22 protein-coding genes are annotated in these 24701 nt (G+C 48.3%); 1 reads left to right on the forward strand and 21 read right to left on the reverse strand.

The window, feature by feature from the left end; genetic code table 11:
- Window positions 1-152: 152 nt before the first annotated feature.
- From NE665_RS19850 to hemA, 9 genes are all read right to left on the reverse strand, one after another.
- Window positions 153-314, reverse strand: coding sequence for a hypothetical protein (locus NE665_RS19850; protein ID WP_178760203.1), 162 nt, complete (start codon window positions 312-314; stop codon window positions 153-155).
- 77 nt (window positions 315-391) lie between these two features.
- On the reverse strand, window positions 392-1579 hold the full coding sequence (locus tag NE665_RS19855; protein WP_117441458.1) for a D-alanyl-D-alanine carboxypeptidase family protein: 1188 nt from the start codon (window positions 1577-1579) through the stop codon (window positions 392-394).
- 222 nt (window positions 1580-1801) lie between these two features.
- Complete coding sequence (locus NE665_RS19860) at window positions 1802-3238, reverse strand: aspartate ammonia-lyase (RefSeq protein WP_117441695.1); 1437 nt, start codon at window positions 3236-3238, stop codon at window positions 1802-1804.
- A 342-nt stretch (window positions 3239-3580) separates the two neighbouring features.
- Window positions 3581-4831, reverse strand: a complete 1251-nt coding sequence (locus tag NE665_RS19865) for an NAD(P)-dependent oxidoreductase (RefSeq protein WP_117441457.1) — start codon at window positions 4829-4831, stop codon at window positions 3581-3583.
- Complete coding sequence (gene hemL, locus NE665_RS19870; RefSeq protein ID WP_117441456.1) at window positions 4828-6117, reverse strand: glutamate-1-semialdehyde 2,1-aminomutase; 1290 nt, start codon at window positions 6115-6117, stop codon at window positions 4828-4830. Before hemL ends, NE665_RS19865 begins: the two co-directional genes overlap by 4 nt.
- A 1-nt stretch (window position 6118) precedes the next feature.
- Window positions 6119-7090, reverse strand: coding sequence for a porphobilinogen synthase (gene hemB, locus NE665_RS19875; protein ID WP_117441455.1), 972 nt, complete (start codon window positions 7088-7090; stop codon window positions 6119-6121).
- Complete coding sequence (gene cobA, locus NE665_RS19880) at window positions 7083-8543, reverse strand: uroporphyrinogen-III C-methyltransferase (protein WP_117441454.1); 1461 nt, start codon at window positions 8541-8543, stop codon at window positions 7083-7085. The genes hemB and cobA overlap by 8 nt, the downstream gene beginning before the upstream one ends.
- A complete protein-coding gene (hemC, locus tag NE665_RS19885) occupies window positions 8540-9439 on the reverse strand; it encodes a hydroxymethylbilane synthase (protein ID WP_117441453.1) in 900 nt (299 codons plus the stop codon). Before hemC ends, cobA begins: the two co-directional genes overlap by 4 nt.
- Window position 9440: 1 nt before the next feature.
- Window positions 9441-10649: a glutamyl-tRNA reductase gene (gene hemA, locus NE665_RS19890; protein WP_117441452.1), complete on the reverse strand. Its 1209-nt coding sequence runs from the start codon at window positions 10647-10649 to the stop codon at window positions 9441-9443.
- A gap of 182 nt (window positions 10650-10831) precedes the next feature.
- Between hemA and NE665_RS19895 the strand changes: the two genes are divergently transcribed.
- Window positions 10832-12373, forward strand: a complete 1542-nt coding sequence (locus tag NE665_RS19895) for a nitrite/sulfite reductase (protein ID WP_117441451.1) — start codon at window positions 10832-10834, stop codon at window positions 12371-12373.
- 149 nt (window positions 12374-12522) lie between these two features.
- Here NE665_RS19895 and NE665_RS19900 read toward each other — a convergent pair whose 3' ends face one another.
- The 12 genes from NE665_RS19900 to sufC form a co-directional block, all read right to left on the reverse strand.
- Window positions 12523-13140, reverse strand: coding sequence for a GDSL-type esterase/lipase family protein (locus NE665_RS19900; protein ID WP_117441694.1), 618 nt, complete (start codon window positions 13138-13140; stop codon window positions 12523-12525).
- A gap of 269 nt (window positions 13141-13409) precedes the next feature.
- Complete coding sequence (locus tag NE665_RS19905; protein WP_117441450.1) at window positions 13410-14813, reverse strand: GntR family transcriptional regulator; 1404 nt, start codon at window positions 14811-14813, stop codon at window positions 13410-13412.
- A gap of 383 nt (window positions 14814-15196) precedes the next feature.
- Complete coding sequence (locus tag NE665_RS19910) at window positions 15197-16336, reverse strand: DHHW family protein (RefSeq protein ID WP_117441449.1); 1140 nt, start codon at window positions 16334-16336, stop codon at window positions 15197-15199.
- Window positions 16337-16348: 12 nt separating this feature from the next.
- Window positions 16349-17731, reverse strand: coding sequence for an MBOAT family O-acyltransferase (locus tag NE665_RS19915; protein ID WP_117441448.1), 1383 nt, complete (start codon window positions 17729-17731; stop codon window positions 16349-16351).
- 8 nt (window positions 17732-17739) lie between these two features.
- Window positions 17740-18198: a DUF4358 domain-containing protein gene (locus tag NE665_RS19920; RefSeq protein WP_117441447.1), complete on the reverse strand. Its 459-nt coding sequence runs from the start codon at window positions 18196-18198 to the stop codon at window positions 17740-17742.
- Window positions 18195-18938 carry a GDSL-type esterase/lipase family protein gene (locus NE665_RS19925; RefSeq protein WP_117441446.1) on the reverse strand — a complete coding sequence of 248 codons (744 nt, stop codon included), beginning with the start codon at window positions 18936-18938 and terminating at the stop codon, window positions 18195-18197. The genes NE665_RS19920 and NE665_RS19925 overlap by 4 nt, the downstream gene beginning before the upstream one ends.
- Before the next feature lie 226 nt (window positions 18939-19164).
- Window positions 19165-19683, reverse strand: coding sequence for a 5-formyltetrahydrofolate cyclo-ligase (locus NE665_RS19930; protein ID WP_256302611.1), 519 nt, complete (start codon window positions 19681-19683; stop codon window positions 19165-19167).
- A complete protein-coding gene (gene sufB / locus NE665_RS19935) occupies window positions 19676-21076 on the reverse strand; it encodes a Fe-S cluster assembly protein SufB (RefSeq protein ID WP_117441444.1) in 1401 nt (466 codons plus the stop codon). The genes NE665_RS19930 and sufB overlap by 8 nt, the downstream gene beginning before the upstream one ends.
- On the reverse strand, window positions 21069-21518 hold the full coding sequence (gene sufU / locus NE665_RS19940; RefSeq protein WP_117441443.1) for a Fe-S cluster assembly sulfur transfer protein SufU: 450 nt from the start codon (window positions 21516-21518) through the stop codon (window positions 21069-21071). The genes sufB and sufU overlap by 8 nt, the downstream gene beginning before the upstream one ends.
- A 12-nt stretch (window positions 21519-21530) precedes the next feature.
- On the reverse strand, window positions 21531-22763 hold the full coding sequence (locus tag NE665_RS19945) for an aminotransferase class V-fold PLP-dependent enzyme (protein ID WP_117441442.1): 1233 nt from the start codon (window positions 22761-22763) through the stop codon (window positions 21531-21533).
- Window positions 22756-23544, reverse strand: coding sequence for a SufD family Fe-S cluster assembly protein (locus NE665_RS19950; protein ID WP_117441441.1), 789 nt, complete (start codon window positions 23542-23544; stop codon window positions 22756-22758). The genes NE665_RS19945 and NE665_RS19950 overlap by 8 nt, the downstream gene beginning before the upstream one ends.
- Before the next feature lies 1 nt (window position 23545).
- A complete protein-coding gene (gene sufC, locus NE665_RS19955) occupies window positions 23546-24364 on the reverse strand; it encodes a Fe-S cluster assembly ATPase SufC (protein ID WP_117441440.1) in 819 nt (272 codons plus the stop codon).
- Window positions 24365-24701: the final 337 nt, after the last annotated feature.

Consider the following 24701-nt stretch of genomic DNA (forward strand, 5'->3'; position numbering starts at 1 on the left):
GGGTTCTTACTTACTTAAGGGTGTGTGCAAATAGTGAACTTCTATTGATAAATACAATAGTGTTTAAGTCTCGCTGTTTTCATCTCTCCAGAATGGAGTAAGAACTTTTTTTTGTATAATGTCTTTTTTCTATTTATCTTAATAGCATTGGCCTAAAACTCTTCCTCATCAAATGCTTCATCCAAATCACTGCTGTATTCTTCCATATAGCCGGCCTGTTCATCGGCATCCGCACTGACTCTGCACAAGGCATACAGAAGAACGAACAGAAAGAAGACAGCTGCAATGCCTACGATCCATAGTACGCTTGTCATCATATCCCTCTTTTCTGTTTCTATTGTATGTGTCTATGCAGAAGTCATGCGTTTTCTTACACGCCAAGTTCTGGCAATCAGGCAAGTGTGTCACTAAACGCCTTCATAAAGATATCCAGATAGTTCAGCTGCTCGACATCCTGATCGACCCCGATTGGTGCCTCCATCGTATAGCCGTCACTCATCGTGATTTTTACCGTACCAACGGCTTCCTTGGCCTTGTATGGCGGTGTATCCTTTGTAATCGTGATCTCCTTCTTTGTTTCCTTTGGCTCGCTTCCCTTTTCAAATACATAGACAAGATCCTTCAGGGTAACCAGATTGACACTGGAGGGCTTTCCGTTTTCCATTGTATACGCCTGTAGCCTTGTCCCCTTCGGATATAGGAGTCCCTGTGCATACTGGGAAAAGCCATAGTCCAGCATTTGCTTGATTTCCGCATTACGCTGCTTGCTGCTGGGCTCCCCCATCGCTACAGCAACCAGACGCAGATCCTTTTTCTTTGCCGTTACGGTAATACAGGACATAGCCTCTGTGGTAAAGCCTGTTTTCAGACCGTCCACACCCTCATACTGCTTCAGCAGCTTGTTGGTATTGACGAGCCAGAATTTCTTGTCTGTATTCTCGCGGATATAGGCATCATAGGTGGATGTGATACGCAGCAGCTCATCCCCACCCTCGGCAATTAACGCACGGGCAATGATGGACATATCCTTTGCGCAGGTGTAATGCTCAGGATCATGCAGTCCTGTCGCATTCATGAAATGGGAATTGCTCAGCTTCAACTCCTTCGCCTTGTCATTCATCATCGCCACAAAGTGATCATTGCTGCCGCCGACCTTTTCTGCCATGGCTACCATTGCATCGTTCGCACTGGCAATACAGATGGATTTCACCATATCGCGCACGCTCATGGATTCCCCGGGCTCCAAAAACACCTGACTGCCGCCCATGCTTGCCGCATATTCACTTGCCGATACCGATTCATCCCAGCTGATTTTCTTATCATGGAGTGCTTCAAAGATAAGCAGAAGCCCCATCATCTTCGTCATGCTGGCAGGATACAGCTTATCCGTCTCATGCTTGGCGTAAATCACCTTGCCGGTTGTGTTTTCCACCAGATATGCCGCCTTGGCACTTGGTGCAAGATCCTGCGAGCTTTGTGCAGGCTCCTGTTTTGCTTTGTCATCCTGTGCATGAATCTGCTGGGGAAGCAGTCCCATGCCAAGACATATACTCAGACACAGTACAATAAGTTTTTTCATTTGCATCTACCTCACTAAAGTATATGGAGATAATGATGGCTTATGTCAAAAGAACAGGAAAAAAGGAAGGATTCCCTTCTTTCTATGGAAACCTCCCACTTGCCTATTTCAATAATATACGAAATATCTTTAACGAATAAAGAAGCATTCACCCTCTCAGGATATTCCGGATGCACAACGCATCTTCTTCTCTGTTGCGAAGGATATACAGAAGCTGGCTCATTAACGCCCGGTCTGCTTCTTACTTTTCTTATGCATACCCGGTATGCCGGCACGCGTCATTTCCCTGATATTGAGCACCTCTTCCAGCTTGTCCTTGCTCATCAGACCATTTTCCAGAATCAGCTCCTTAAGCTTACGATTTTCCTTCAGAGCCAGCTTTGCCATTTTGCTCGCCTGTGCATAGCCGATATGAGGAGCGAGTGCAGTTGCTGTCCCCAGAGAATTCTCCATCACCTCTTTACAGTGCTCCGTATTAGCCTGAATCCCCATAATGGCATGTACACGCAGGGTATGACAGGCATTGCGCAGAAGATCGATGGATTGAAACAGATTGAAAAACAGAACCGGTTCAAAAACATTCAGCTCCATCTGTCCGGCCTCCGCTGCCTTCGTGATTGTGACATCATTACCGAATACCTGAAAGCAGACCTGATTGCATACTTCCGGAATGACAGGATTCACCTTACCCGGCATAATACTGCTTCCCGGCTGTCTCGCCGGCAGAACGATTTCCGCCAGTCCGGTTTTGGGACCGCTGGCCATCAGACGAAGATCGTTGCACATCTTTGATAAAGAAACACAGAGTGTTTTTAAAGATGCATGTGCAAAGACAAAGGGATCTACATTTCTGGTACCATCGATAAGATCACGTGCACTCGTCAGCTCAATCTGCGTTATATCACACAGGTTCTTTACACAGATACGCTTGTAGCGCTCATCCGTATTGATTCCCGTACCAACAGCAGTAGCTCCCATATTTACGGACTTCAGAGTGGAAAAGGCCACTTTGATTCTACGAATATCCCGCACGATCGCAGTTGCGAAGGCATGGAATTCCTGCCCCATGCGAATCGGCACAGCATCCTGCAAATGTGTGCGGCCCAGCTTGATGACATCGTTAAACTCTATGCTTTTATCCAACAATGCCTCCTGCAGCAGCATCAGCTCCTCCAGAAGATCTTCAACCAGAAACAAAGCTGTCAGCTTTCCGGCTGTCGGAAATACATCATTGGTGGACTGTCCGAAATTCACATGGTCGTTGGGGTGTATGTAATCGTAGGTCCCAAGTGGTTTTTCTGCCAGCTGAGCAGCACGGTTTGCCACAACCTCATTGGCGTTCATGTTGGTGCTTGTCCCTGCACCTCCCTGTATGACATCCGTGATAAACCACATATCCAGCTTCCCCTGAATGATTTCATCACAGGCCGCAATGATATAGCCTGTCCGTTCATCATCCAGATGACCACATTCATGATTGGCCATGGCACAGGCCTTCTTGATCATGCCAAGAGAGCGGATCATGACCGGATGTGTTCGCAGGTGCGTGATGGGGAAATTTTGTGTTGCACGCACCGTTTGAACACCGTATAATGCGTCATAGGGTACCTGCACCTCCCCCAAAGAATCTTTTTCAATTCGGAATTGCTGTGTTGTCATAATATTCTCCATCTCCATTGTTTTCCTTATCTCCATTATACTACGAAAGCGCTTTATTTTCCCGTAATAACCTTATAAAAATTTCTAATATTGTGTATAAGCAGCTTTAAGCCTTAGCTAAAAGCTGATACATTGCCTTTGTACATTAAACGCCATGTACAGCTGCATGTAAAAAAAAGTGCAGAATACCATCCCCTGCTCGAATCCTGTAGAATTCCACCTTTATCCTTCTAAAAAACTATGTTTATGTAAAAAAACAAAAACAAGGCAACAGGAAGAGAAACGATACGCAAACTTGGCGGATTCAAAATATACTAAAAAAAGATGGAATGATATACGACTTCATTCCATCATTTTTTGTATGATATAGTCCTGAAACGGTTTCAGCTCTATGCAGGATGTCTGCAGAATATGCACGCTGCACTTATGCTTCTGAAGGCTTTGAACCAAAGCGGAGCCCCCATCACTATCCTTACGGTAATGTCTCCCCCGCAGCATATACATGGGAAGAATCGCCACGCTTTCCTCACGCCAAGGCAATGTACAATTCATAGTCTGCTTTTCATGAATTGCATAGAAATGGACATCCTCTTTCATAATACGCTTCAGCAGTTCACAGAATGCTCCATTCACACAGGAATGATAAATGACAAGCAAATTGATACAGCCGCTCTCCCTTCGTATCCGCCACAGACATTGGCGAACCTCTTCCTGCCTCTGAAACATAAGCGGCTTTACCCGGACAGTCTCATCCCTAAGAGAAAGAAGACGGCTGTAATAGCGCCCGTTTTGAAACAGCATCGGCACCAGTGTGACCGGTATCCGCAAGGGCTTTACAATCTGCAGCCATTGCTCGACTGATTGCTGCGCACACCTATCGCAGACAGCGTCCGATAGAAATGCCGCCACAGCTACAATGCTTGGATTGCTTTGCTCGAAAGCGGTGCAAAAGACAGTCAGCTCCTTTGTTACATCCTCCTTTACGCCATGAAAGCACAGCAGCTGCAGGCTTTTCCCCTGCAAGGCCTGTACCACACAATTCAGCTCATGTTGGGACAGTTTTCCAAGACGGGAAAGCAGATGGGAGCGTTCCTCCTTCTGTATATGCTGCAAAACGTATGATCGCAGGTTTCGCAGCATTGCGATACGGGAAGCATAGGTATCCTTTACGCAGGTATTCATTTCCTTCAGAATTTGTTGAGCAAGCAGCGGACTTGCCCCTTTTGTTCCTGCCGCAAGCACATACTCCTGCCCCTCCACCGCGGCAAGCGCATGCATGCTGGCGCCGCAATCCTGCTGAACACTCATCGCGAAGATTCCTGCCTGTTTTGCATCCTCGCATATTTGCCGATTGCTGTTTGAATCATCACAGCAGGCAATGACCAGCATATGCCCCTGCAGCTGCTGTGGTTGATAGGAAGCCGTTATACAGGGGAACGCAGCATCCTGAAAGCAGGCATCGAACTGCTTTGCGATAACGACGAGCTCGGCTCCCTCCTGCTTTAGCTGGCAGCATTTTCGATAGGCGATGCGACCACCCCCGACAACCAGCACGCGCACTCCCGCTAGCTGCAGCTGCACACACAGACTCATAAGAGCTGTTCCAACGCCCTTTGCATCATGAGCAGGGTCTCATCAAGCTCCTCATACGTATGGGCAGCCGACAGAAACATCGCTTCATATGGCGATGGTGCAATCAAAATGCCATGATCATAAAGATAGCGGAAATAGCGTTCAAACAAGTTCACATCGCAGGTTTGAACATCCGCAAAGCTGCGTATCTCTCGCTCTGTAAAAAACAGCGTCAACAGACTTCCTACCTGATGAATCTGATATGGCAATCGCAGCTGGTTCAGTATCGCCTGCAAGCCTGCTTTCAGATAAGCCCCCTTTTCCTCCAGCTCTGTATAAATCTTTGGATGCTCCTTCAGATAGCGCAACAGACGGCAGCCCAGATGCATCGCCAGCGGATTTCCGGATAGTGTACCGGCCTGATATACGGGACCACTGGGGCTTACCGATTTCATGATATCTGCTCTTCCGCCATACGCACCTACCGGAAGCCCGGCTCCGATGATTTTTCCAAAGCAAGCCATATCCGGTACAATTCCATAGAACTCTGCAGCGCCTCCATACCGTATCCGAAAGCCGCTGATCACCTCGTCAAAAATCAATACGATACCATGCCCATCACAAAGGGTGCGCAAGCCCTGAAGAAATGCCGGCTCTGCTTTTACGACGCCCATATTTCCTGCAATCGGCTCCAGTATAATAGCCGCAATCTCTCCTTCGTTTGCTTCGATTACACGCTTTACACCTGCCAGATCATTATAGCTGCATACAAGTGTATGCTTTACAACATCCGCTGGAACACCGGGACTGGTAGGTGTTCCAAATGTCAATGCCCCGGAACCGCTTTTTACCAGCAAGCCGTCGCTGTGTCCATGATAACAGCCTTCAAATTTGATAATTTTATCTCGTCCTGTAAATCCGCGGGCAGCCCGTATGGCAGACATTGTTGCTTCCGTACCGGAATTCACCATACGTACCATGGCAAGACCGGGATAGGCATCGATCATCAGCTCGGCAAGCTCTACCTCCTGCGGTGTACATAGGCCGAAGCTAATGCCCTTTTGAATGACCTCCTCCAAATGCTCACAAAGCAGCGGATGCGCGTGTCCAAGAATCATCGGCCCCCAGGAGCCGATATAATCCAGATATGTATTGTCATCCACATCCACAACATGCGACCCATATGCGTGTTTGGCAAACAGACAGTCTGCATGGGCACTGGAAAAAGAGCGAACCGGTGAATTTACGCCTCCGGGCATCACCTCACAGGCCTCACGAAACAGTGCAAGACTTGCTGTATGCTTCATATCACTGTACCCCCTCATCTATTTTACGGGCAAGATACAAAGCAAAATAGGTAATGATTAAATCAGCACCGGCACGCTTCATTGCCAAAATACTTTCAAAGATTGCTTCCTCCCGTACCAGTCCTCGATCCACCGCCATTTTCAGCATGGCATATTCTCCGCTGACATTATAAACTGCCAGTGGCAGGGAGAACTGTTCCTTCGCTTCTTTGACGATATCCAGATAGGCGAGCGCCGGCTTCACCATCAGAACATCCGCTCCCTCATCCACATCAGCCTGCAGCTCGCGCAATGCCTCTTCCCTGTTTGCGTAATCCATTTGATAGCCTTTTCGGTCTCCAAAGCTCGGTGCGGAATTGGCAGCGGCACGAAATGGCCCGTAAAAGCTGGAGGCATACTTTGCACTGTAGCCCATAATGGCAACAGCTTGAAAGCCTGCACTGTCCAGAGTCTGCCGAATGGACGCAATATGTCCATCCATCATATCGCTTGGCGCAACCATATCGATGCCGGCCTGTGCATAGCTAAGCGCAATGCGATTCAGATAGGACAGCGTTTCATCATTCATCACGTCCCCCTCAGCATTGAGAATGCCGCAGTGTCCGTGGTCGGTATATTCACACATGCACACATCCCCAATCACATAGATTTCCGGTGCATACGACTTGATAAAGCGAATCGCCCTCTGTACGATACCATCCTGCGCATATGCCTGAGAACCGCAGGCATCCTTATGATGCGGGATGCCGAACAGAATACAGGACAGCACCTGTGCCTGCCTCATTTCCTCCAATACCTCACTCAGGCGGTCAATGGAGTAATGATAAACTCCGGGCAGTGTTTCAATTTCGCGGCATATATTTTCGCCCTCTACGACAAACAGCGGATATATCAAATCTCTTTTTGTCAGTACCGTTTCCTTCATCATGGAACGAATGACTGGATTTTTCCGCAGTCTTCTTCCTCTATACATGTGCTTCCTCCTCTATGATACAGGCGCCGAACAGCCCTTTATCCGCCTTCGGCAGCTCAATAATCTGTTTACAGCCATAGCTGCGTAATGCTTTTGTGGTATGCGACCCCATGGAGTAGACCTTCAGCCTTGTAACATCCTGCTGCATCATGAGCCTTTTCAGACAGGCATGTACATGATAACTGCACGTAAACAGCACACCGTCATAGACATGCTGTGGCAATGCAAAGGGCTGTGCTTCCACCGTATAGGCCTTACAAAGCGATACATGTGCATACGCCTGCAGCTGCTCAAGCAGCACGTGATTATCATTGTCCGCCTTTACAAGGACAATGCGGTCGCTTTTTTGAATATGCTTTTTCAGCTCCAATGCCAGATGCTCACTGTCCTCCTGCTCTGGCTGAATGTCCGCCTGTATGCCATATCGTGCCAGCACCTGTCGGCTTTTCTCTCCTACAACGGCGATTTTAACAGCAAAGAGCTGACGGAAATCCAGCTTCTGCTGCAGCAGCTGTGTAAAGAAAATCTCAATGGCATTACGGCTTGAAAATACAAGAACATCTGTTTTCTTTATATCGATTGTATCCAGCAGAGCTGGGTTTGCGCAAATCCGGCCTGTTGTTACGCAATCAACGGAAGCACCGAAATCCTGCAGCTGAAGCTGCAGCTCCCGCAACGCATCGGCAAATTGTGGAAGCAGATAGCGTTTTTGAAATAAGGGACGCCGCTTCATGAAATTCAATTCCTCCTGTAGCCGGACCACCTCCCCCACAACGATGAGTGCGGGAGAAACGATGGCGGACAGATCTCTGCTTTCGATATCCTGCAGGGTGGCGGTAACCATTGTCTGTGTCGCACGGCTGGCATTGCTGACAAGTGCAATCGGTGTTTTGGGATCACGCCCTGCCTGAAGCAGTCCCGCAACGATGGCAGACAGCTGTCGCAGCCCCATATAGAAAATAAGTGTATCACGGGTATGGGCCATCCAGGCATAATCAAGATTGCAAACAGTGTCTGCTTTGCCATGTGCACTCATGATCCGGACACCACTGGCATAATCACGATGCGTAATCGGAATGCCGGCGAATGCCAGACCGCCGATGCCGCTGGATATACCGGGGATGATTTCAAATGGTATACCGGCCTGCGCCAATGCTTGTGCTTCTTCCCCAACACGGCCGAATACGCAGGGATCCCCGCCCTTGAGCCGTACAACGATATCATATTGTGCAGCTTTTTCAATCATCAGCTGCTGAATTTTTTCCTGTGCCATGGCATGCTGTCCAGCGCTTTTGCCGACATAAATGCAGTCACAGTGCTTCGGTGCAAACGTCAGGATTTCAGGGTCAAGCAGACGATCATACAAAATGCAGTCCGCTTTTTGAATCATACGCATCGCACGCAATGTCAGCAGCTCCCAATCACCACAGCCTGCCCCGGTAAGATATATCATAGATTCTCCTCCACTTTGTTTCGCAAGCGTCTGGCAGCCTCAACTGCCATCTCCTGTGCCTGTGTTCTTGATCCGCTCATATGCAGATCAAACAGCTTTGTCCCATCCTCACTGCCATAAACAGCAAACAGCTCCGCTTTGTCCTCTTGCAGTCTGCATCTGGCACCCAGTGGTGTATGACAGCCGCCGTTCAGCTCCTGCAGAAAGGCACGCTCGGCACAGACCTCCTCATCCACACGCTTTGTGCACAGTGCATTAACAAGCTCAATCAGATTGCTTCGCTGCTTGCAGACCTCTATCGCGATTGCTCCCTGTGCCACAGCCGGAACCATGATATGCTCCGGCAGTATCTGTGTGATATATTGTTCCAGCTGCAGCCGCTTTAAGCCTGCGGCAGCAAGAACAATCCCATCCAGCTGCTGCTCCTCCATCTTTTTCAGTCGCGTTTCAATATTTCCGCGAATGCCGACGATTTCCAAATCCTCACGCTGACGCAGCAGCTGAAATTTACGTCGCTTGCTTCCTGTTGCGATGCGTGCATGCAGAGGCAGTGCTTGCAGGGATGCTGCCTTGCGCAGCACGAGTACATCACGGGCATCCTCTCGTATAAGCGTTTTGGTAAAGCACAGCCGCTCATCCTGAGCTGAGGGCATATCCTTCATGCTGTGTACTGCCAGATCGATTGTGTGATCCAGCAGCTGCTGCTCGATTTCCTTTACAAAGATTCCCTTATCCTTCATCTGGTCCAATGCCACATGCTGGATACGGTCTCCCTTGGTCGATATTACACAAATCGTAAAGGTGTGCTGAGGATACGCCTTCTCCAGCAGCCGTTTTACCTCTGAACATTGCGCCAGTGCCAGTGCACTTCCTCTGGTTCCCATTCGTATATGCATACTAATCTCCTTTCAGCATCGTTTCCAGCAGCTGCGCATATAGCTGCTGATCCTGCCCCTTCGCTTTTTTCAGGGTCAGCATCGGTTCCTTGACCATTCGCAGAAAGGAGGTGTGCAGAACCTTTTTCAATACCTGCTGCTCATGCGAGCTGAGCTGCAGCTTTGCACGGAGCAGTGCATAGGTATCAACCGCCATCTGCTCGCTTCGCTGCTGCAAGGACTGAATCAGATAATCTACCTGTTGTGCATGCAGATACGCATACGCCTCCTGTGCCGCAGCCTCCAGCATGGGATGTGCCTTCTGCAGCAAGACTTTTCGCTGCTCCAGCTGCTCATCGGCTTCCCGCTGCAGGTGATCGATATCGATTACCACACCGCTTTGTGTGAGCTGTGGATCGATATCCCTTGGCATCGCCAAATCCACATACATCTGTTTTCGCTGAATAGGCGGCATATCCTCCTTGCGTAAAATACGATGTGGAGAGGATGTCATGGAACAGATCACATCACAGTGTGGAAGAATCTCATAGCGCTTTGAAAAGGGAATGTATTGCATTGAGGCAGACATCACCTGCTCCGCCTTATGCCGGTTGCGGCTGCACACATACAATGCTGACAGCTCCTCTTCCTGTAAATACTGCAGCATCAATGCAGCCATTTCCCCGCTCCCGATCACCAAGATGCTCGCCCTGTGCAAAGACATGGCATTGCGGATATTTTTCACAGCCAGATATGCAATCGAAACCGGATGCTCACTGATCCGATAGGTTGTTTTCAGCTGCTTCACTGCCGCAAAGCAGCTTTGAAACATGCGATGCAGCTGCTTTTGGCAGGCCTGACATTGATTCGCCATTTGATAGCTGCTCTGCACCTGGCCCAAAATCTGATCCTCACCAAGCACCATGGAATGATATCCGGCAGCTACCTCAAACAGGTAACAGGCAGCCCTTCTTCCTGTTTTCAAAAACAGTGGGACACTCTTTGTGGCAGCCTTCAGAAACAGCTCCCTAATCTGATCCAGCTGCTCTTCCTTTTCATATATAAAATACAGCTCACTGCGGTTGCAGGTGGATAGAATCACAGCCTGTGTAATATCCACATCCAGCAGTTGATTGTACAGCTCCAATTTCTGCGTGTCGGAAAATGCAGTGCAATCTCTCACATCCGCATCGGCTTCCTTATACGATACACCGAATACACCGAACTCCATGCCTTCACCTCTTCCTAAAAACCTAACCAGATATATTATAAAGGCTGTGGGATGCAGATACAAGCAGGCAGGATAGAAAGCGTATAAGAATTCCTTATACTCCTATAACACATAAAAATTTGTCGCTGTCTAAATTTCGTGCTACTATGATACATGAGTGCAAATTTGACAAGGAGGAACTTATGAACGAAGATCTGAGAGAAGAACTGCGTTCGGAGATTGAGGATTTCCGCACGCAGACCAAGCGGTTTCTGGACAAGGAACTGAATGTAAAGGAATTTAAAGGCTATTCCGGAGGCTTTGGAAGCTATGCCCAGCGCGGTGCCACCAGCTTCATGCTGCGCCTTCGTATGAATCAGGGTGTCATGACAAAGGAAAAGCTGAAATTCGTATGCGATACCTGTCGGGAGCATGGGGTAAGCCGGGCGCATTTCACGACCTGCCAGACCATCCAGCTGCATGATTTAAGCGGCATGGAGATTCCCTATATCATGTCAGATGCTTTGGATCACGGCATCGTCTGCCGAGGAGGCGGTGGTGACTTTCCCCGCAACGTCATGTGTTCACCGCTGAGCGGCGTTGATCCGCAGGAGGCTTTCGATGTCCTCCCCTATGCGGCACGTGTCGGAGACTATCTGTTGTCCATCGTCAACAAATATACCCTTCCCCGCAAGCTGAAGGTTGCTTTCACAAATTCATCACGAAACGAAGCACATGCAACCTTCCGCGATCTGGGCTTTGTAGCAAATGCTGACCATACCTTTGATGTATACTGTGCAGGAGGGCTAGGAAACAATCCGCGCATGGGTGTTTGCGTAGGCAAGCATGTCGCACCGGATACTATCCTATATTATGTATCTACGATGGTGTTGATGTTTATGGAATTTGGAAATTATGAAAATCGCGCCAAGGCGAGAACGCGCTATATGCAGGAAACGCTGGGCAGCGAGGGCTTTGTGAAGGCATATCAGGAGCGCTTAGCACGCGCATTGCAGGGGCAGAGCCTTACCATTTCCGTTGAAGAAAAAGCTATTACAAAAACAGGAAACGAGGACGTATGCAATGACCGTCGCATCCTTGCACAGAAGCAGCATGGACTGTACGCCGTCTATTATCATCCGATTGGCGGAAGTCTGACGCCGCAGAAGCTGCAGGAGCTTTATGACTGCATCCGGGATATGGAGGCTGTAGAGCTTCGTCTGACACCGCAGCAGGGTGTTTATATCATCAACTGTACCGCTGATGAGGCAAAGCGTGTGCTCGCTGTCACAAGAGATGGCGCCCGCAATACCTTTGAAGAAAGTACAGCTTGTATCGGAGCCTCCACATGTCAGGTGGGACTGCGGGATTCTCAGGGCGTGCTGAAGGATGCCATCCTCTATCTCAGAGAAAAGAATTATGCAGATCACGTGCTGCCGAAAATTTTCATTTCCGGATGTCCAAGCTCCTGCGGAACCAATCAGATTGGTCAGCTGGGCTTTCAGGGAACGGTAAAGGTCATTGACCGCAAGCCGTATCCGGCCTTCAATCTGAGTGTATCGGGCAGTGATTCCCTGTATCAGGAACGCTTTGGAAATATAGCAGGGGTAATCCTGGAAGAGGATATGTGTCTGTTTCTGGCGGCAATCGCCGATGCAGTAACTGCAGCCGGCACCGATTTCAATACCTGGCTGGAAAAAGAAAAAGAACAGCTGGATGCTATTCTGAATACATATTTGAAATAATACTGCAGGCGGTATGGAAGGCTTCGGCTTCTTCCATAATAGCCGATCTGTTACAGACGTTTCGGTGCGGGCACAGCCTGCACCTTTTGTTGTACACAGCTGCATTTGATTTTCGTATCTTTAAGCGGTGGCAAGGCTTTGTCAGTCTTCTATTTCGACAGCAGACCCGCACAATCAGCCATATGGCGAAGCCATTTCGGATAAAAGGGATACTTGGGATGAATGCCATCATACTCATAGACCGCATCCTCCCACTTCAGCAGCTGGCTGTTGTCAACAAAGGTGAGCTGAAGCTCTGCACACATGGTCTCAAGCCCCTGATTAAAGTTGCGATGCCTTTGCGTCCCGCCATGGGAGCACATGATATCACTTCTTAGCGGCAGAATGGAATGGATATAAATCGCTGTTTTTGGTAAAGCGCTCTGCAAAATCCGTATCTGCTTTCGATAGCAGGTGATGAAGGCTTCAAAATCTTTATGAGAGTGCAGAATATCATTTTTTCCGTATTCCATGAAAATCACAGCCGGCTGCATGGAAATAGCAAACAGCAGATCTCCCTGAATATCGTCAATGCAGCGGCTCCGGTTTGCCACCACATTGTTTTTCCGAAGCAGGCGAAAATCCAGAATGGATTCAGCAAGCGAATCCCCCAGAAGCAGAGCCTCCTCAAAATAGGGAACCATCTCATAAATCGGCTGCGTCTGCTTCTTATCCGAAATCCGATAGCGTTTTGTCCGTTGCACGCCTGTTTCTGGCTTTTTTTTCATTTCATCCACCTCGGATTTCCATATATCCTTTATGCAAAGCCCTTGTACGTCATAGTACCTCTTAATATTATATGATGCATGTGTGATAATTTCAATATATAAGTTTATTTTCATTGCGAAATCATCCTCTTTAGTAAGATATTCAATATTCTCTAAAAAGCAATTTCATAACATGAAAAAAACTTATCAGGTGCGTATCCCAATAAGTAAATGTGCATGGCTTTCCGCAAATATGCCAATTTATTTTATGAATACAAATGATAGCAGCTTTAGCACTTCTGCTTTTTCCAGCGGTCTGTCTCGCTGTGCAGCAGCTCCAGCATGAGCTGTATCACCTTGCGCCGCTCTCTGTTTACAAGTGCCTGACGCAGTCCTTTTACATTCTGCTCTATCTGTTTTTCAGGCGTGTGCTGAAATAGCGTCCGGATCAGCATACTGCCACTCACCGACTCGCTCAGCTGCTCTGCAATATTGCGGATACACGGATTCTCATGATGCTTTATGATATCCAGAACCGGCTCCGGTGAAAGACCTTCCCGTGCCTGAATCCTCTCCGCAAGCACATCCAGCTCTTCCTGTGTACAGCGTTCCATACACGATGAAAGGGTCGCTCTGGCAAGAAGCTCTGTCAGCTCCAGCATACAGATATAATAGTCAAGCAAGGTCTGAATCTGTGGCTGCTGCATACAGGAAATCTTCTGTTGCGCGGAATATACAATGCGACTGCCCAGACCGTTGCGTGTTTCCACAAGCTGTAAGTCATTCAGGAACTTTATTGTCCTGCGCATCGTGCGCAGGGATACCGCATAGCGCTCACTCAGCCGCTCCAGATTCAGCAGCTGTCCGTCAGGATAACGATTTTCCGCGATATCCCTTACCATACTTCCCGCCGTCTTCATATACAGAAAGGATACCTCCCGTCCCGTATACCATTCAAATTCAATATCCTTTTGTGGATGTATTCCCTCACAGACCCGATCCAGATAACGCATGCTATCCTTTTTCGTTGCCTCACAGAAATAGCGAATCGTCTTTTTCATCATAAATGGATTGTTCTGCATGACAAAGAGCAGAATCTTTGCGAGCGTTTCACTGAGCTTACCCTTATTATCCGCTAGTGCCTCCTCACAATTCTCCTGCTTTGCATAGGGCAGGTACAGAAAATCAAGAAGCTGCTTTGCCAGCTCCAGAAGATAGGTGTTTCCCAGAAAGCCTAAAACCTGCAGATAGAGCTGCTGCAAAGCTTCATTCAGCTCATACAGGGTGTGCTCCTTCTGTGTCAGCTGTCGAATCCCACACTGCAGCTCCTCCAAATGCTTTGCATCGGCATGCTGTAAGGCCGCATGAATCGCTACCGGCATCAAAACACCCAGAGCATCATACACATGCGCAATGCCATTGCGTGAGCAGGCCATCCGATACAGAAAATAACGATTGTTTTCCAAATGCTGGATATCCAGACTTACCCGTGCACAGCTTCCCTTAATTCGCTGTAACGCCCCATCCTTCTCCAATAAAGCAAGTGCCGCCCGAATCGTATTCCGTCCGACACCAAACTGCTCACACAGTGTCTGTAAAGAAGGAAGCTTTGTGCCATAGGGATAGGTTCCTTTATAAATATCCTGCAGAATCTGACGCTGGATCTGACGATATAATGTCGCTTCCTGTTCCATGTAGTCGCCCTCCCTTTACCATAACCGCTTCCTGCTTTTACCTGTATGTATATAGTATCACAAAAGGACTTATTATATAAGACTGTTTTATTGCTGTGCTGTGCATTTCTTACGATGCGCGATGTCAGGCATATGCAAAAATTCAGGAGGCTTTAAAGGATGAAACGGATATTTCTTTCAGGGAACAGCATCGTATCACGATTCACTCATATAGGTGTATTACAGGCAAGATAAACGGATGTATCGTAAGCATTAAAATGAAAGGATGGCAATGATGGGGGTTCTCGCTTTAAGGCACATGTATGACTATAAAAGTATATTTTCAAGGAATGATGCATATGAGCAGTATTCTGATTTTCAGCCGCTGACCGGTTATTTCACGCTCATCCTCCTGCTTCCAGAAGCTCCCCGAGTGAGGTATCACTGAAAAAGGTATTGGCATTGTATAGAAATAGAATTTCCTGTATGTCCTGTTCCTTGATCAGCTTGTCCAGATCATCATAATAGTAGCGCGGGTCTACGACGGTGATGCTTTTGTAATATGGCACAAGGAACGGCAGGAAGCAGTTTGCATAGGAATCCTTAATAACAAGCAGCCGCTTGCCCGTTTGTGCTGTATCTATTTTCAACAGACCGTGATTGCCTCCGAAAAATACATCGTATGGATTTGCGGATGCTGCCTTATCCTGTTCAAATACAGTCGCAGTTTTTCGCTGCTCCTCAACATAGGTGACAATGAGCTCCTGTTTTTTCTTCGGTACATAGATATCCACATGATCCTTTCTTCCGCGATAGTAGCCGCTGGCATTCGCCAGAGTGCCGTAAAACTGATCGTTTACCGTGTACACCACATACTCTGTTTTTTCTTTTTTCTTTTCTGCAGCACACCATGCCGCAAATGCAACTGCGGCACCACGGGTGGTCCAGTGATGATCACTCGCATAGTACAGTTCCTCCTTTTGATGCTGCATAAGCGGCGCTGCTGCATCGATCCAGGTGATAGCAGATGACAGCTCTTTCTGAAAGTCCTTCAGCGTATCCAGCTGATTACCGCCCTGCTCGTACATTGGCAGCTGTTCCCTCCAGATTGCTGATTTATTGGGAACAAGCAGCATGGACAGCTTTTTATCCGTATGCCGCTTTGCGAATGCCTGCAGCTGCTGTGCTTTTTTCTGTAGCTGCTCATGATCTGGATTCTCCTGTTCCTGAAACAGAATGCCATTATGACCGATTATGACATCCTGCAGCTTTCGCTTTCCCAATGCATAGCTCAGGTTGGCATGAAGCTGTACAAGTGCAAAGCGCTGATCAAACTGATCACGTAGCCATTCCTCACTCTCTTTCTGAAAGCTGCCGTTGCATACAGCCGCCATATCCAAAGCGGGGCGCTGCTGCAACACACGATTTTCCTTTTCTGAAAAAGCGATGTCCCTATGTCCGATACGCAGCAGCAAAAAGCCGATCATACATAGCAGCATCGTCCCGATGACACCGTAGCTGCGAAGAGCTTTTTTGATTTTCATAGCGGAACCTCCTTAAAATTGTACATATAGAAATGACTGGTATCCTGCGGACATCAGACAGGACAGCAGGATGATAAGCACGACAAACGTCAGCACCGGCTTCACATACCATTGCTGTGCACGCAGAGCATACATGACATTACTGCTTAATACAAGCGGAACGCTGGTGGAGAACACGGCTGCCGCACACAGCCAGAAGCCGTAGTTTACAAGCAGTGACACGGTCTGCATATCAGCGAAGCCATTTGCTGCGGTAAACAGCTGTTTGTAATACGTGGCCGCCTGAGGCAGTCCGTTGCTGGCAAACAACACCCAGCCCAGCATCACCATAACAAAGGTAAGCAGCATGCGCACAGCTGATGGCAGCCGCTTCAGGTATGTGTGCAGCACAAATTTTTCCAGTATGAGCAATACGCCATAATACAGCCCCCAGAGCAGAAAGGTCCAGCTGGCACCGTGCCAAAAGCCGGTTAGCCCCCATACAAGCAGGAGATTTCGCAGGGTCCGAAGCAAGCCCTTTCGATTTCCTCCCAGCGGAATGTACACATAATCGCGAAACCAGCCTCCCAGCGTCATATGCCAGCGGCGCCAGAAGTCTGTGATACTGGTGGAGGTGTAGGGGTGGTCAAAGTTTTCCTGCAAACGGATACCGAACATTCTTCCCAGACCGATCGCCATATTCATATAGCCCTGAAAATCAAAATAGATTTGAAAGGTGTAGGCGAGCAGCCCCAGCCAGGCGCTGGCCGTCGATACGCTGTGCGTGCTCGTATAGGACCAAAGCGGTGCCAGTGCATCTGCCAGCAGCAGCTTTTGAGAAAGCCCCATCAGAAAGCGGATGGCACCTTCCTCCAGCATGGCAGGCTGCCAGGTGCTTTTCAGCTGTCTTTCCCATCCATCATAGCGTTCGATCGGCCCCATGATGAGCTTGGGAAAAAACGTCAGATATACCGCCAGCTGTAAAAAGGAGGCAGGCTGTATGACCTCGCGACGGATATCGATGAGATATGCCATAGCTGTAAAGGTGATAAAGGATATACCAAGCGGCATCGGCAGCACCTCATAGGATACGGGAACAGATAAAACAGCAAACAGATTATCCAGAAAAAATCCATAGTATTTATAATAGAATAGCAGCAGCCCCAAAAGCAGCATGCTTTCCGTCAACCGCCGTGTACGATGCTCCTTTTCAACCGCACCGATATAACGGCCAAGGGCGTAGACCAGGCAGACATACAGCAGTAATAGACAGGCATCACCAATCCCGCCCCATGCATAGAATAACAGGCTGAACAAGAGAAACAGCACCCTTCTTGCCTTCGGCTTCACCACGATGTACAGTCCCAGTGTACAGGGGAGAAACAGAAACAGGAAGATCATGGATGGAAATGTCATAGCACTTCCTACCAGGCCTTTTTCAACAGCTGCCGCAGCTGGGACTGCTGCGGATGAATCAGGACAACAACATAACGCCCATCCTCATAAACAGACGCTTTTTCCAAAAGCGCACTTTGTCTGGGTGCATACCCCTGAAAGCTCTTCAGCTGCCGGTCTACACGCTGTTGACAAAGCTTGAGAAGCGCCTTTCGCTTCGTCTGATCCGACTGCTTGAACACTGCGATTTCATCTGCCTCGATTGCAGATGCTGTACCATAGACGAGTACCTGCTCATAAGCAGCGGTATCCAGATGGTACTGCTTGCGAAGCCATGCGTTGTCCTTAACCTCCATATTCGTTACATAGGGAGTAAGCGGCTTCCTCAGTGCGTCCAGATCAATCTCCCTGCTCCCTCTGGCAAAGGGCAGTGCAAATGCAAAGGCAGCGAACAGAATACAGAGTGCATATATACTTTTGCGTTTCATAAACCGGCCTCGCCTGCCATATGTGCCAGCCAGATCGGATAATAGGAATATTTGGGATGCACACCGTCAAGCTCATACACGTCCGCTGACCAGTCCATCAGCGTGGTATTGTCAATAAAGGTGAGCTGTTCTTCCTCGCACATCTGCTGTAACGCACGGTTGAACTCCCTGTATCTGGCATATACAGGCGTTTTTGCTATCGCAGCCGCATCCATCGGTATGAGGGAATTGATAAAAATTCTCGTATCCGGCAATGCCTTTTTCAGCTTATGAATCTGTTCCTTATATTGCCGGATGAACCGCTGTGCATTTCCCCTGCAATATTCCAGATCGTTCATCCCATAGGACAGAAAAATCGTACGCGGTGCCATGGTAATCGCCGTAGTGATCTCCTGATCGATATTGTCTGTCCGCCGTCCCCGTGTGGCAAGAAGATTGCTGCTGCTCACCAGCTGGTAATCACCAAATGCCTCTGCCAGAGAATCCCCCATAATCAGTGAATTTTGAAACCGAAGGGACAACGTAGGGGAAGAAAGCTTCTGAAGACGTTCCTTTTGCTCCCGGGCCGCAATTTTCTTATCCACGGAAGCCACGCTCTGCTTCGCAAGCTTTGCCATAACCGCATGCCCCTTTTCAACCTGTGTGCTTTGTTCATCAGCTGTCGCTGACGGTAACAGTTCGCCCAGCATAAGCAAGGCTGACGCCGCAATCACAAGGGAAACTGGTGTTTTGTAATTCATATAATCTCTCCCATCTTCTACAAGCTTTCGTTCATTCCGTTAGAATTATACAGTATTTCAAAGGATTCAGCCAAAAATGTAGCTTTTTTGAAGAAACCCTAAAGCCTTACATTCATTAGACGAAGGCAGATTCAAAAAAGTTTTGATGCTTCGGAAAATTCATTTCTTTTATGTCATCATTTATATAATTATAAGAAAAACCGAATGTGCTGGACACACATTCGGTTCACTTTCTACTATAAATCTGCTGTTCGCTCACAATCATATCCAGTGGCACGTCATGAGCATGAAGCTGAAGGGTGTCCTTCTGGCATTCAAAGGCGATACCGATTGTTTTTGCTCTGCACGCTGGCAGATAGCGGTCATAATAGCCACAGCCATGCCCCATGCGGTTGCAGGCTTCATCAAAGGCTACCAGAGGTACCAGAACAATGTCCAGTTCCCATGCTTCGGCTGGCAGCGCATGGACTGGCTCCCAGATTCCATAGCTGCTCCTCCGATATTCAGTTGTTTCATCAATATGATAAAAGCGCATTTCCGTCTTGCTGCATACTGGCAGACAAAGACGCAGCCCGCTTGTATTCAGATAGCGAAGATCAACCTCACTGCCAGCTGCATAATACAATGCAACCGTTCCCTGCAGCAGCGGCTGTACACGCTCACAGATGCCTCTGCTATACTGTATGCGCATTTTCTCATCCAACGCATTTCTACGCTGCAGCGCACATGCTCTGACATCATCCAATAGAATCACTCATATCCAGCTTCAGCAGCTGGTTCAGCTCCACCGCATATTCCATCGGAAGCTCTCTTGTAAACGGCTCCAAAAAGCCCATTACGATCATTTCCGTCGCAGCACTGCGGCTCAGTCCCCTGCTCATCAGATAAAACAGCTGTTCTTCACTGATGTTGGAAACCGTTGCCTCATGCTCGATCTGAGACGTCATATTTTTTGAAATATTCGTCGGTATGGTATCGCTGCGGGACTGCTTATCCAAAATCAGCGTATCACATTCCACCTTGCTTTTGGCAAAGGAAGCATTCGGTCCATGCAGCACCAGACCGCGGTAATTGACCTCGCCTCCGTTGCGGGAAACGGATTTGGAAACGATATTGCTGTAGGTATGATCTGCCAGATGAATCATCTTAGCTCCGGCATCCTGAATTTGATGCTTCCCGGCGACCGCAATGGAAATGCAGGTTCCCTTTGCATACGGCTCTGCCAGAATACAGGCCGGATATTTCATATTCGTCTGAGAACCGATGTTTCCATCGATCCATTCCATACTTCCGTTTTCAAACACCTTTGCACGCTTGGTCACCAGATTGATGATATTATCACTCCAGTTCTGCACGGTGGAATACCGGCAGCGTGCATTTTTATGCACGAAGATTTCCACGACAGCCGCATGCAGCGAATCCTTGGAATAGGTCGGCGCCGTACAGCCCTCGACATAATGTACATCCGCACCCTCATCAACGATGATCAGCGTCCGCTCAAACTGTCCCATGCGCTCCGTATTGATGCGGAAATACGACTGCAGCGGCTTATCCAACTTCACCCCTTTGGGAACATAGATAAAGCTTCCCCCACTCCAAACACAGCTGTTCAGTGCTGCGAACTTATTATCCGTATAGGGCACCAGCTTACCGAAATATTTCTGAAACAAATCCGGATGCTGCTTTAAGGCCGTATCGGTATCCAGGAAAATAACTCCCTTGGATTCCACCTCCTCCAGCATATTGTGATAGACTGCCTCGGAATCATACTGCGTTGTTACACCTGCCAGAAATTCCTTCTCCGCCTCCGGAATCCCCAGCTTATCGAAAGTATCCTTGATGGTGTCCGGAACATCCTCCCAGCTTTTTTCCGTTTTATCACTTGGCTTGATATAATATGTATAATCATCGAAATCCAGATTGGTCACATCCGGACCCCATGTCTGAATATCCATACTTTCAAACTGTTCAAACGCTCGCAGACGGAAATCCAGCATCCACTGCGGCTCCTTTTTCTTATGAGAGATTGCCAGAATCGTTTCTCTGGTCAGTCCCTTTCCTGTATTGTAAATACTGACATCCTCGTCATGGAAGCCGTATTTGTATTCTTCATTTACCGGAATTTTGGTTTCACTCATGACGCTCCTCGCTTTCCTCGATCATTTCCTCCATCGCCTTCCAGCCAATGGTGGCACATTTGATCCGGTTGGCCTGACTTCCCACATTATGGAATGCCAAAGCCTCCTCCAGCTTCTCCTCATCATAGTCCTGCTGATCGATCATGTGAAAATAATTCGCGATGATGTCCTTCGCCTCTTCCACACGCTTTCCTTTCAGCAGCTCACTCATGATGGAGGTGGAGGCAGTGGAGATCGTGCACGCCACACCGTCAAAGCGCACGTCCTCCACAATACCGTCTCGTATTTTGCTTTGTACATAAATATCATCAATGCAGGATTCACTGGCCATATGCTTCTGCACATAGCCGTCCTCCTTTGTCAGCTCATGATTTCTTGGATATTCATAATGATCCATGATGATCGAACGCAAAATCATCGGATCCTTCATTAAGTCACTCATTCTTACGACCTCCTAAAAAAAGACATCCAGACAGGCTTCCATCGTAGCCCTGCGGCATACATCCAGAAAACGATCGACATCCGCATAGGATGTATACAGATAAAAGCTTGCCCGTATCGTTGCGGATGTATCCAACATATTGTTTAACAGCTTGGCACAGTGCTGTCCGCTGCGCACGGCAATCCCGTTCGCATTGAAGAAGGTCGCCGCATCCTGTGCAAATACATTTTTTACATTAAAGGTGATGATGCCTGTGTCTGCGTCCGGATTGTATACCTCGATATTGTCCAGCTTGCGCAGCTCATGAATTGCATAGTCATGCAGCTCCATTTCCCATGCGTGGATATGTTCCAGCCCGATGCCCTGTACATACTGTAAGGCCGCATGCAGACCGAAGATTCCTTCAATCGGCTGCGTGCCGCTCTCAAATTTATACGGTGCATTTTTCAGCTGAATATTTCCACACATATCAAAGCGTGCGTTGCTGTCCCCGCCCAGATACAGCGGATCCATGGCGTTTAACAGCTCCAGCTTGCCATAAAGAATCCCGATGCCGGTCGGCCCGCACATCTTGTGCGCGGAGAATGCCAGAAAATCGCAATCCATATCGATGACATCCAGCGGGATATGCGGCACACTCTGTGCGCCGTCCACGACGACAACAGCACCATAGCGATGCGCCATAGCGCATATTTCACGCATCGGTGCACGATAGCCAAGCACATTGCTGATGTGTGCCAGTGCAACCACTCGCACGCGCTCATTCATCATGGAAGCAACTGCCTCCAGCGTAATACGTCCCTGTGCGTCCAGCGGCACATACTGTACAACGGCTCCGCATTCCTGCGCAACACGCATCCACGGTAGCACACACGATGCATGCTCTGCCACACTGGTCAGTATGATATCTCCTTTTTGCAGAAACTTGCGGCCGTAGCCGTATGCCACCAGATTCAAAGCAGAGCTGGCTCCGCTTGTATAAACGATTTCCCGTGCATCCGCCGCATGTAGAAAGGCTGCGACATCCTTGCGGGTCTGTTCATATTCCTGATCCACAAAATAGCTTAGATCATAATCTCCGCGGTGCGCATTGGCACCGTAATTTTCATAATAGTTGACGACCGCATCGATCACCTGCCGGGGCTTTAAAGTCGTTGCCCCGCTGTCCAGATAAACGAGCGGATGTGACTGCATGGTTTTCTGCAGCATAGGAAAATCTTTTCTGATATTTGCATTGTCAAGCATGTAGACCCACCTTCATTTCGATTTCGTCCTTCAATGCAGTTCGTATGTCTTCTTCTTCAAACAGCTCCGTGATCGGCATGATATAGCCGACCGTCAGCAGGCCGAGAGCCTGCCTGCGGGAAAGTCCGCGTGTCTGCAGGTAATACAGCTGATTTTCATCCGGCTGTCCAAGCGTTGTCGCATGACTTGCCTTTACATCATTTTCATCGATCAGCAGCACAGGCACCACCTCACTGCTCTGCTGCTCACTCATCGTCAGCACTCTTGTCTTCTGATGGGAATTGCTTTCGCGGGCACCCTTGATGATTTTTCCGGTAGCCTCCATGCAATACTGTCCGCCTTCTTCCACAACGGCATAGTTTTCCATAAGACCCTCGGTATGTGCCCGCAAATGATTGCACTGCATGTGAAACTGCTTCCGACTTGCGGCAATGCATGCACTGCGCAGCATGGCAAAAGCCCCCTCTTCACATAAATCAAGCGTAACCTCTGCCTGTGTATTGCCTGCATTCAGCTCACACAGAGCCAGTGTCAGGGAGGCATCGCGGTAGACACTGCCGCCAACCTGCAGCACCACATCCTCACTGCCTTCGTTTTTCAGCATGAGGGTAAGAGAGCTATACGGAGATACGATGACCTCCACCTGTAAAGACTCCCACGTTCCACTGTATGTCACAAGCAGAGAAGCGTTTATGCGTTCGTCCACCACAAGCTTCAGCTTTTCCGTATTCCGGGGTGAAAGAGCCAGCGTTTCAAAGCCGCTGCGTACGCTATATTCCATATTATGCACCCCTGCTTGCGCCGCAGGAGCCAAGCAGCTCAACTTTCTTTTCTTCCTCTCTGACAACCTGCACATCGTATTCCTTTTCGATCCAGTCATAGCCCTGCTGATCGATTTTCTCCACCAGCTCGCTGCCGCCGCTGACTACAATACGTCCATCCACGAGAACATGCGCATGGGTTGGCTTCAGCAAATCATAAAATCTGGCATAATGAGATACGATGACAAGCCCCATATTCTGCTCCTTCTGCATAGCCGCAACAGCCTCAGCCACAATTTTCAAAGCATCCACATCCAGTCCGGAATCAATTTCATCCAGCATGGCAATCGACGGCTTTAAAAGCTTCATCTGTACGATTTCATTTCGCTTCTTTTCTCCACCGGAGAAGCCCTCATTGAGGAAGCGATGCGCAAGATCCTCCTTCATTTGCAAATCCTTGATTGTTTTTTCCATTTCGCGAATAAAGGAAAACAGCGGAATCGGCCGCTCCCTGCGGGCATTGATCGCAGCGCGCAGGAAATCGGAATTGGTAACACCGCTGACCTCGCTTGGATATTGCATTCCCAAAAACAGACCGGCCTTGCTGCGCTCATCCACCTCCATGGATAAAACATCCTGCTCATCCAGTGTGATGCTGCCACCGGTTACCTGAAACTTCGGATTGCCCATGATAGCCGCAAGCAGGGTGGATTTTCCATTCCCGTTGGGGCCCATCAGTGCATGGGTTTCTCCACTATGTATGTCAAGGGTCAGCCCCTTTAAGATTTCTTTTCCATCTACATTGACGTGCAGATCCTTAATACGTAAACAACTCATCATTATCATCCTTTCGTCCGGTTATTATCATACCAAATTTTCCTGCAATTCACAATTCAAACGATTGATTTCGCTGCATTTCATACAAAAGAAATAGGAATTGATCAAAAAACGGCTGCAAAACCGCTTATTTTACAAAACTAGACCTTTCTGTGACATATGCCGAATGCCATGTGATTTCTTTCTGAACTTTTGTGTGAAATTACAGGAAACGCTGAAGTGAAAAGTTAAATTCCACTTTCAAAAGGCGAATAAAAAATGTGGAACTTTCTTCTACAGAAGTCTATACAGAGCATAAATATAGCGTTAGAAAGGGTTTCAAATAGGTAGAAGTAAGTAA

The organism is Clostridium sp. DFI.1.208, from assembly GCF_024463855.1.
Classification (GTDB): domain Bacteria; phylum Bacillota_I; class Bacilli_A; order Erysipelotrichales; family Erysipelotrichaceae; genus Clostridium_AQ.

Excerpts from the sequence above, each read along its gene's own strand:
- hemB (WP_117441455.1), bottom strand. The coding sequence starts at position 7,090 with ATGTATAGAGGAAGAAGACTGCGGAAAAATCCAGTCATTCGTTCCATG.
- NE665_RS19920 (WP_117441447.1), bottom strand. The coding sequence starts at position 18,198 with ATGAAACGCAAAAGTATATATGCACTCTGTATTCTGTTCGCTGCCTTT.
- hemL (WP_117441456.1), bottom strand. The coding sequence starts at position 6,117 with ATGAAGCATACAGCAAGTCTTGCACTGTTTCGTGAGGCCTGTGAGGTG.
- cobA (WP_117441454.1), bottom strand. The coding sequence starts at position 8,543 with ATGATATATCTTACCGGGGCAGGCTGTGGTGATTGGGAGCTGCTGACA.
- NE665_RS19850 (WP_178760203.1), bottom strand. The coding sequence starts at position 314 with ATGACAAGCGTACTATGGATCGTAGGCATTGCAGCTGTCTTCTTTCTG.
- NE665_RS19900 (WP_117441694.1), bottom strand. The coding sequence starts at position 13,140 with ATGAAAAAAAAGCCAGAAACAGGCGTGCAACGGACAAAACGCTATCGG.
- sufC (WP_117441440.1), bottom strand. The coding sequence starts at position 24,364 with ATGATGAGTTGTTTACGTATTAAGGATCTGCACGTCAATGTAGATGGA.
- NE665_RS19860 (WP_117441695.1), bottom strand. The coding sequence starts at position 3,238 with ATGACAACACAGCAATTCCGAATTGAAAAAGATTCTTTGGGGGAGGTG.
- hemC (WP_117441453.1), bottom strand. The coding sequence starts at position 9,439 with ATGCATATACGAATGGGAACCAGAGGAAGTGCACTGGCACTGGCGCAA.
- NE665_RS19855 (WP_117441458.1), bottom strand. The coding sequence starts at position 1,579 with ATGAAAAAACTTATTGTACTGTGTCTGAGTATATGTCTTGGCATGGGA.
- sufU (WP_117441443.1), bottom strand. The coding sequence starts at position 21,518 with ATGAGTGACTTAATGAAGGATCCGATGATTTTGCGTTCGATCATCATG.
- NE665_RS19950 (WP_117441441.1), bottom strand. The coding sequence starts at position 23,544 with ATGGAATATAGCGTACGCAGCGGCTTTGAAACGCTGGCTCTTTCACCC.
- sufB (WP_117441444.1), bottom strand. The coding sequence starts at position 21,076 with ATGAGTGAAACCAAAATTCCGGTAAATGAAGAATACAAATACGGCTTC.
- NE665_RS19905 (WP_117441450.1), bottom strand. The coding sequence starts at position 14,813 with ATGGAACAGGAAGCGACATTATATCGTCAGATCCAGCGTCAGATTCTG.
- NE665_RS19915 (WP_117441448.1), bottom strand. The coding sequence starts at position 17,731 with ATGACATTTCCATCCATGATCTTCCTGTTTCTGTTTCTCCCCTGTACA.
- hemA (WP_117441452.1), bottom strand. The coding sequence starts at position 10,649 with ATGGAGTTCGGTGTATTCGGTGTATCGTATAAGGAAGCCGATGCGGAT.
- NE665_RS19865 (WP_117441457.1), bottom strand. The coding sequence starts at position 4,831 with ATGAGTCTGTGTGTGCAGCTGCAGCTAGCGGGAGTGCGCGTGCTGGTT.
- NE665_RS19945 (WP_117441442.1), bottom strand. The coding sequence starts at position 22,763 with ATGCTTGACAATGCAAATATCAGAAAAGATTTTCCTATGCTGCAGAAA.
- NE665_RS19910 (WP_117441449.1), bottom strand. The coding sequence starts at position 16,336 with ATGAAAATCAAAAAAGCTCTTCGCAGCTACGGTGTCATCGGGACGATG.
- NE665_RS19925 (WP_117441446.1), bottom strand. The coding sequence starts at position 18,938 with ATGAATTACAAAACACCAGTTTCCCTTGTGATTGCGGCGTCAGCCTTG.
- NE665_RS19895 (WP_117441451.1), top strand. The coding sequence starts at position 10,832 with ATGAACGAAGATCTGAGAGAAGAACTGCGTTCGGAGATTGAGGATTTC.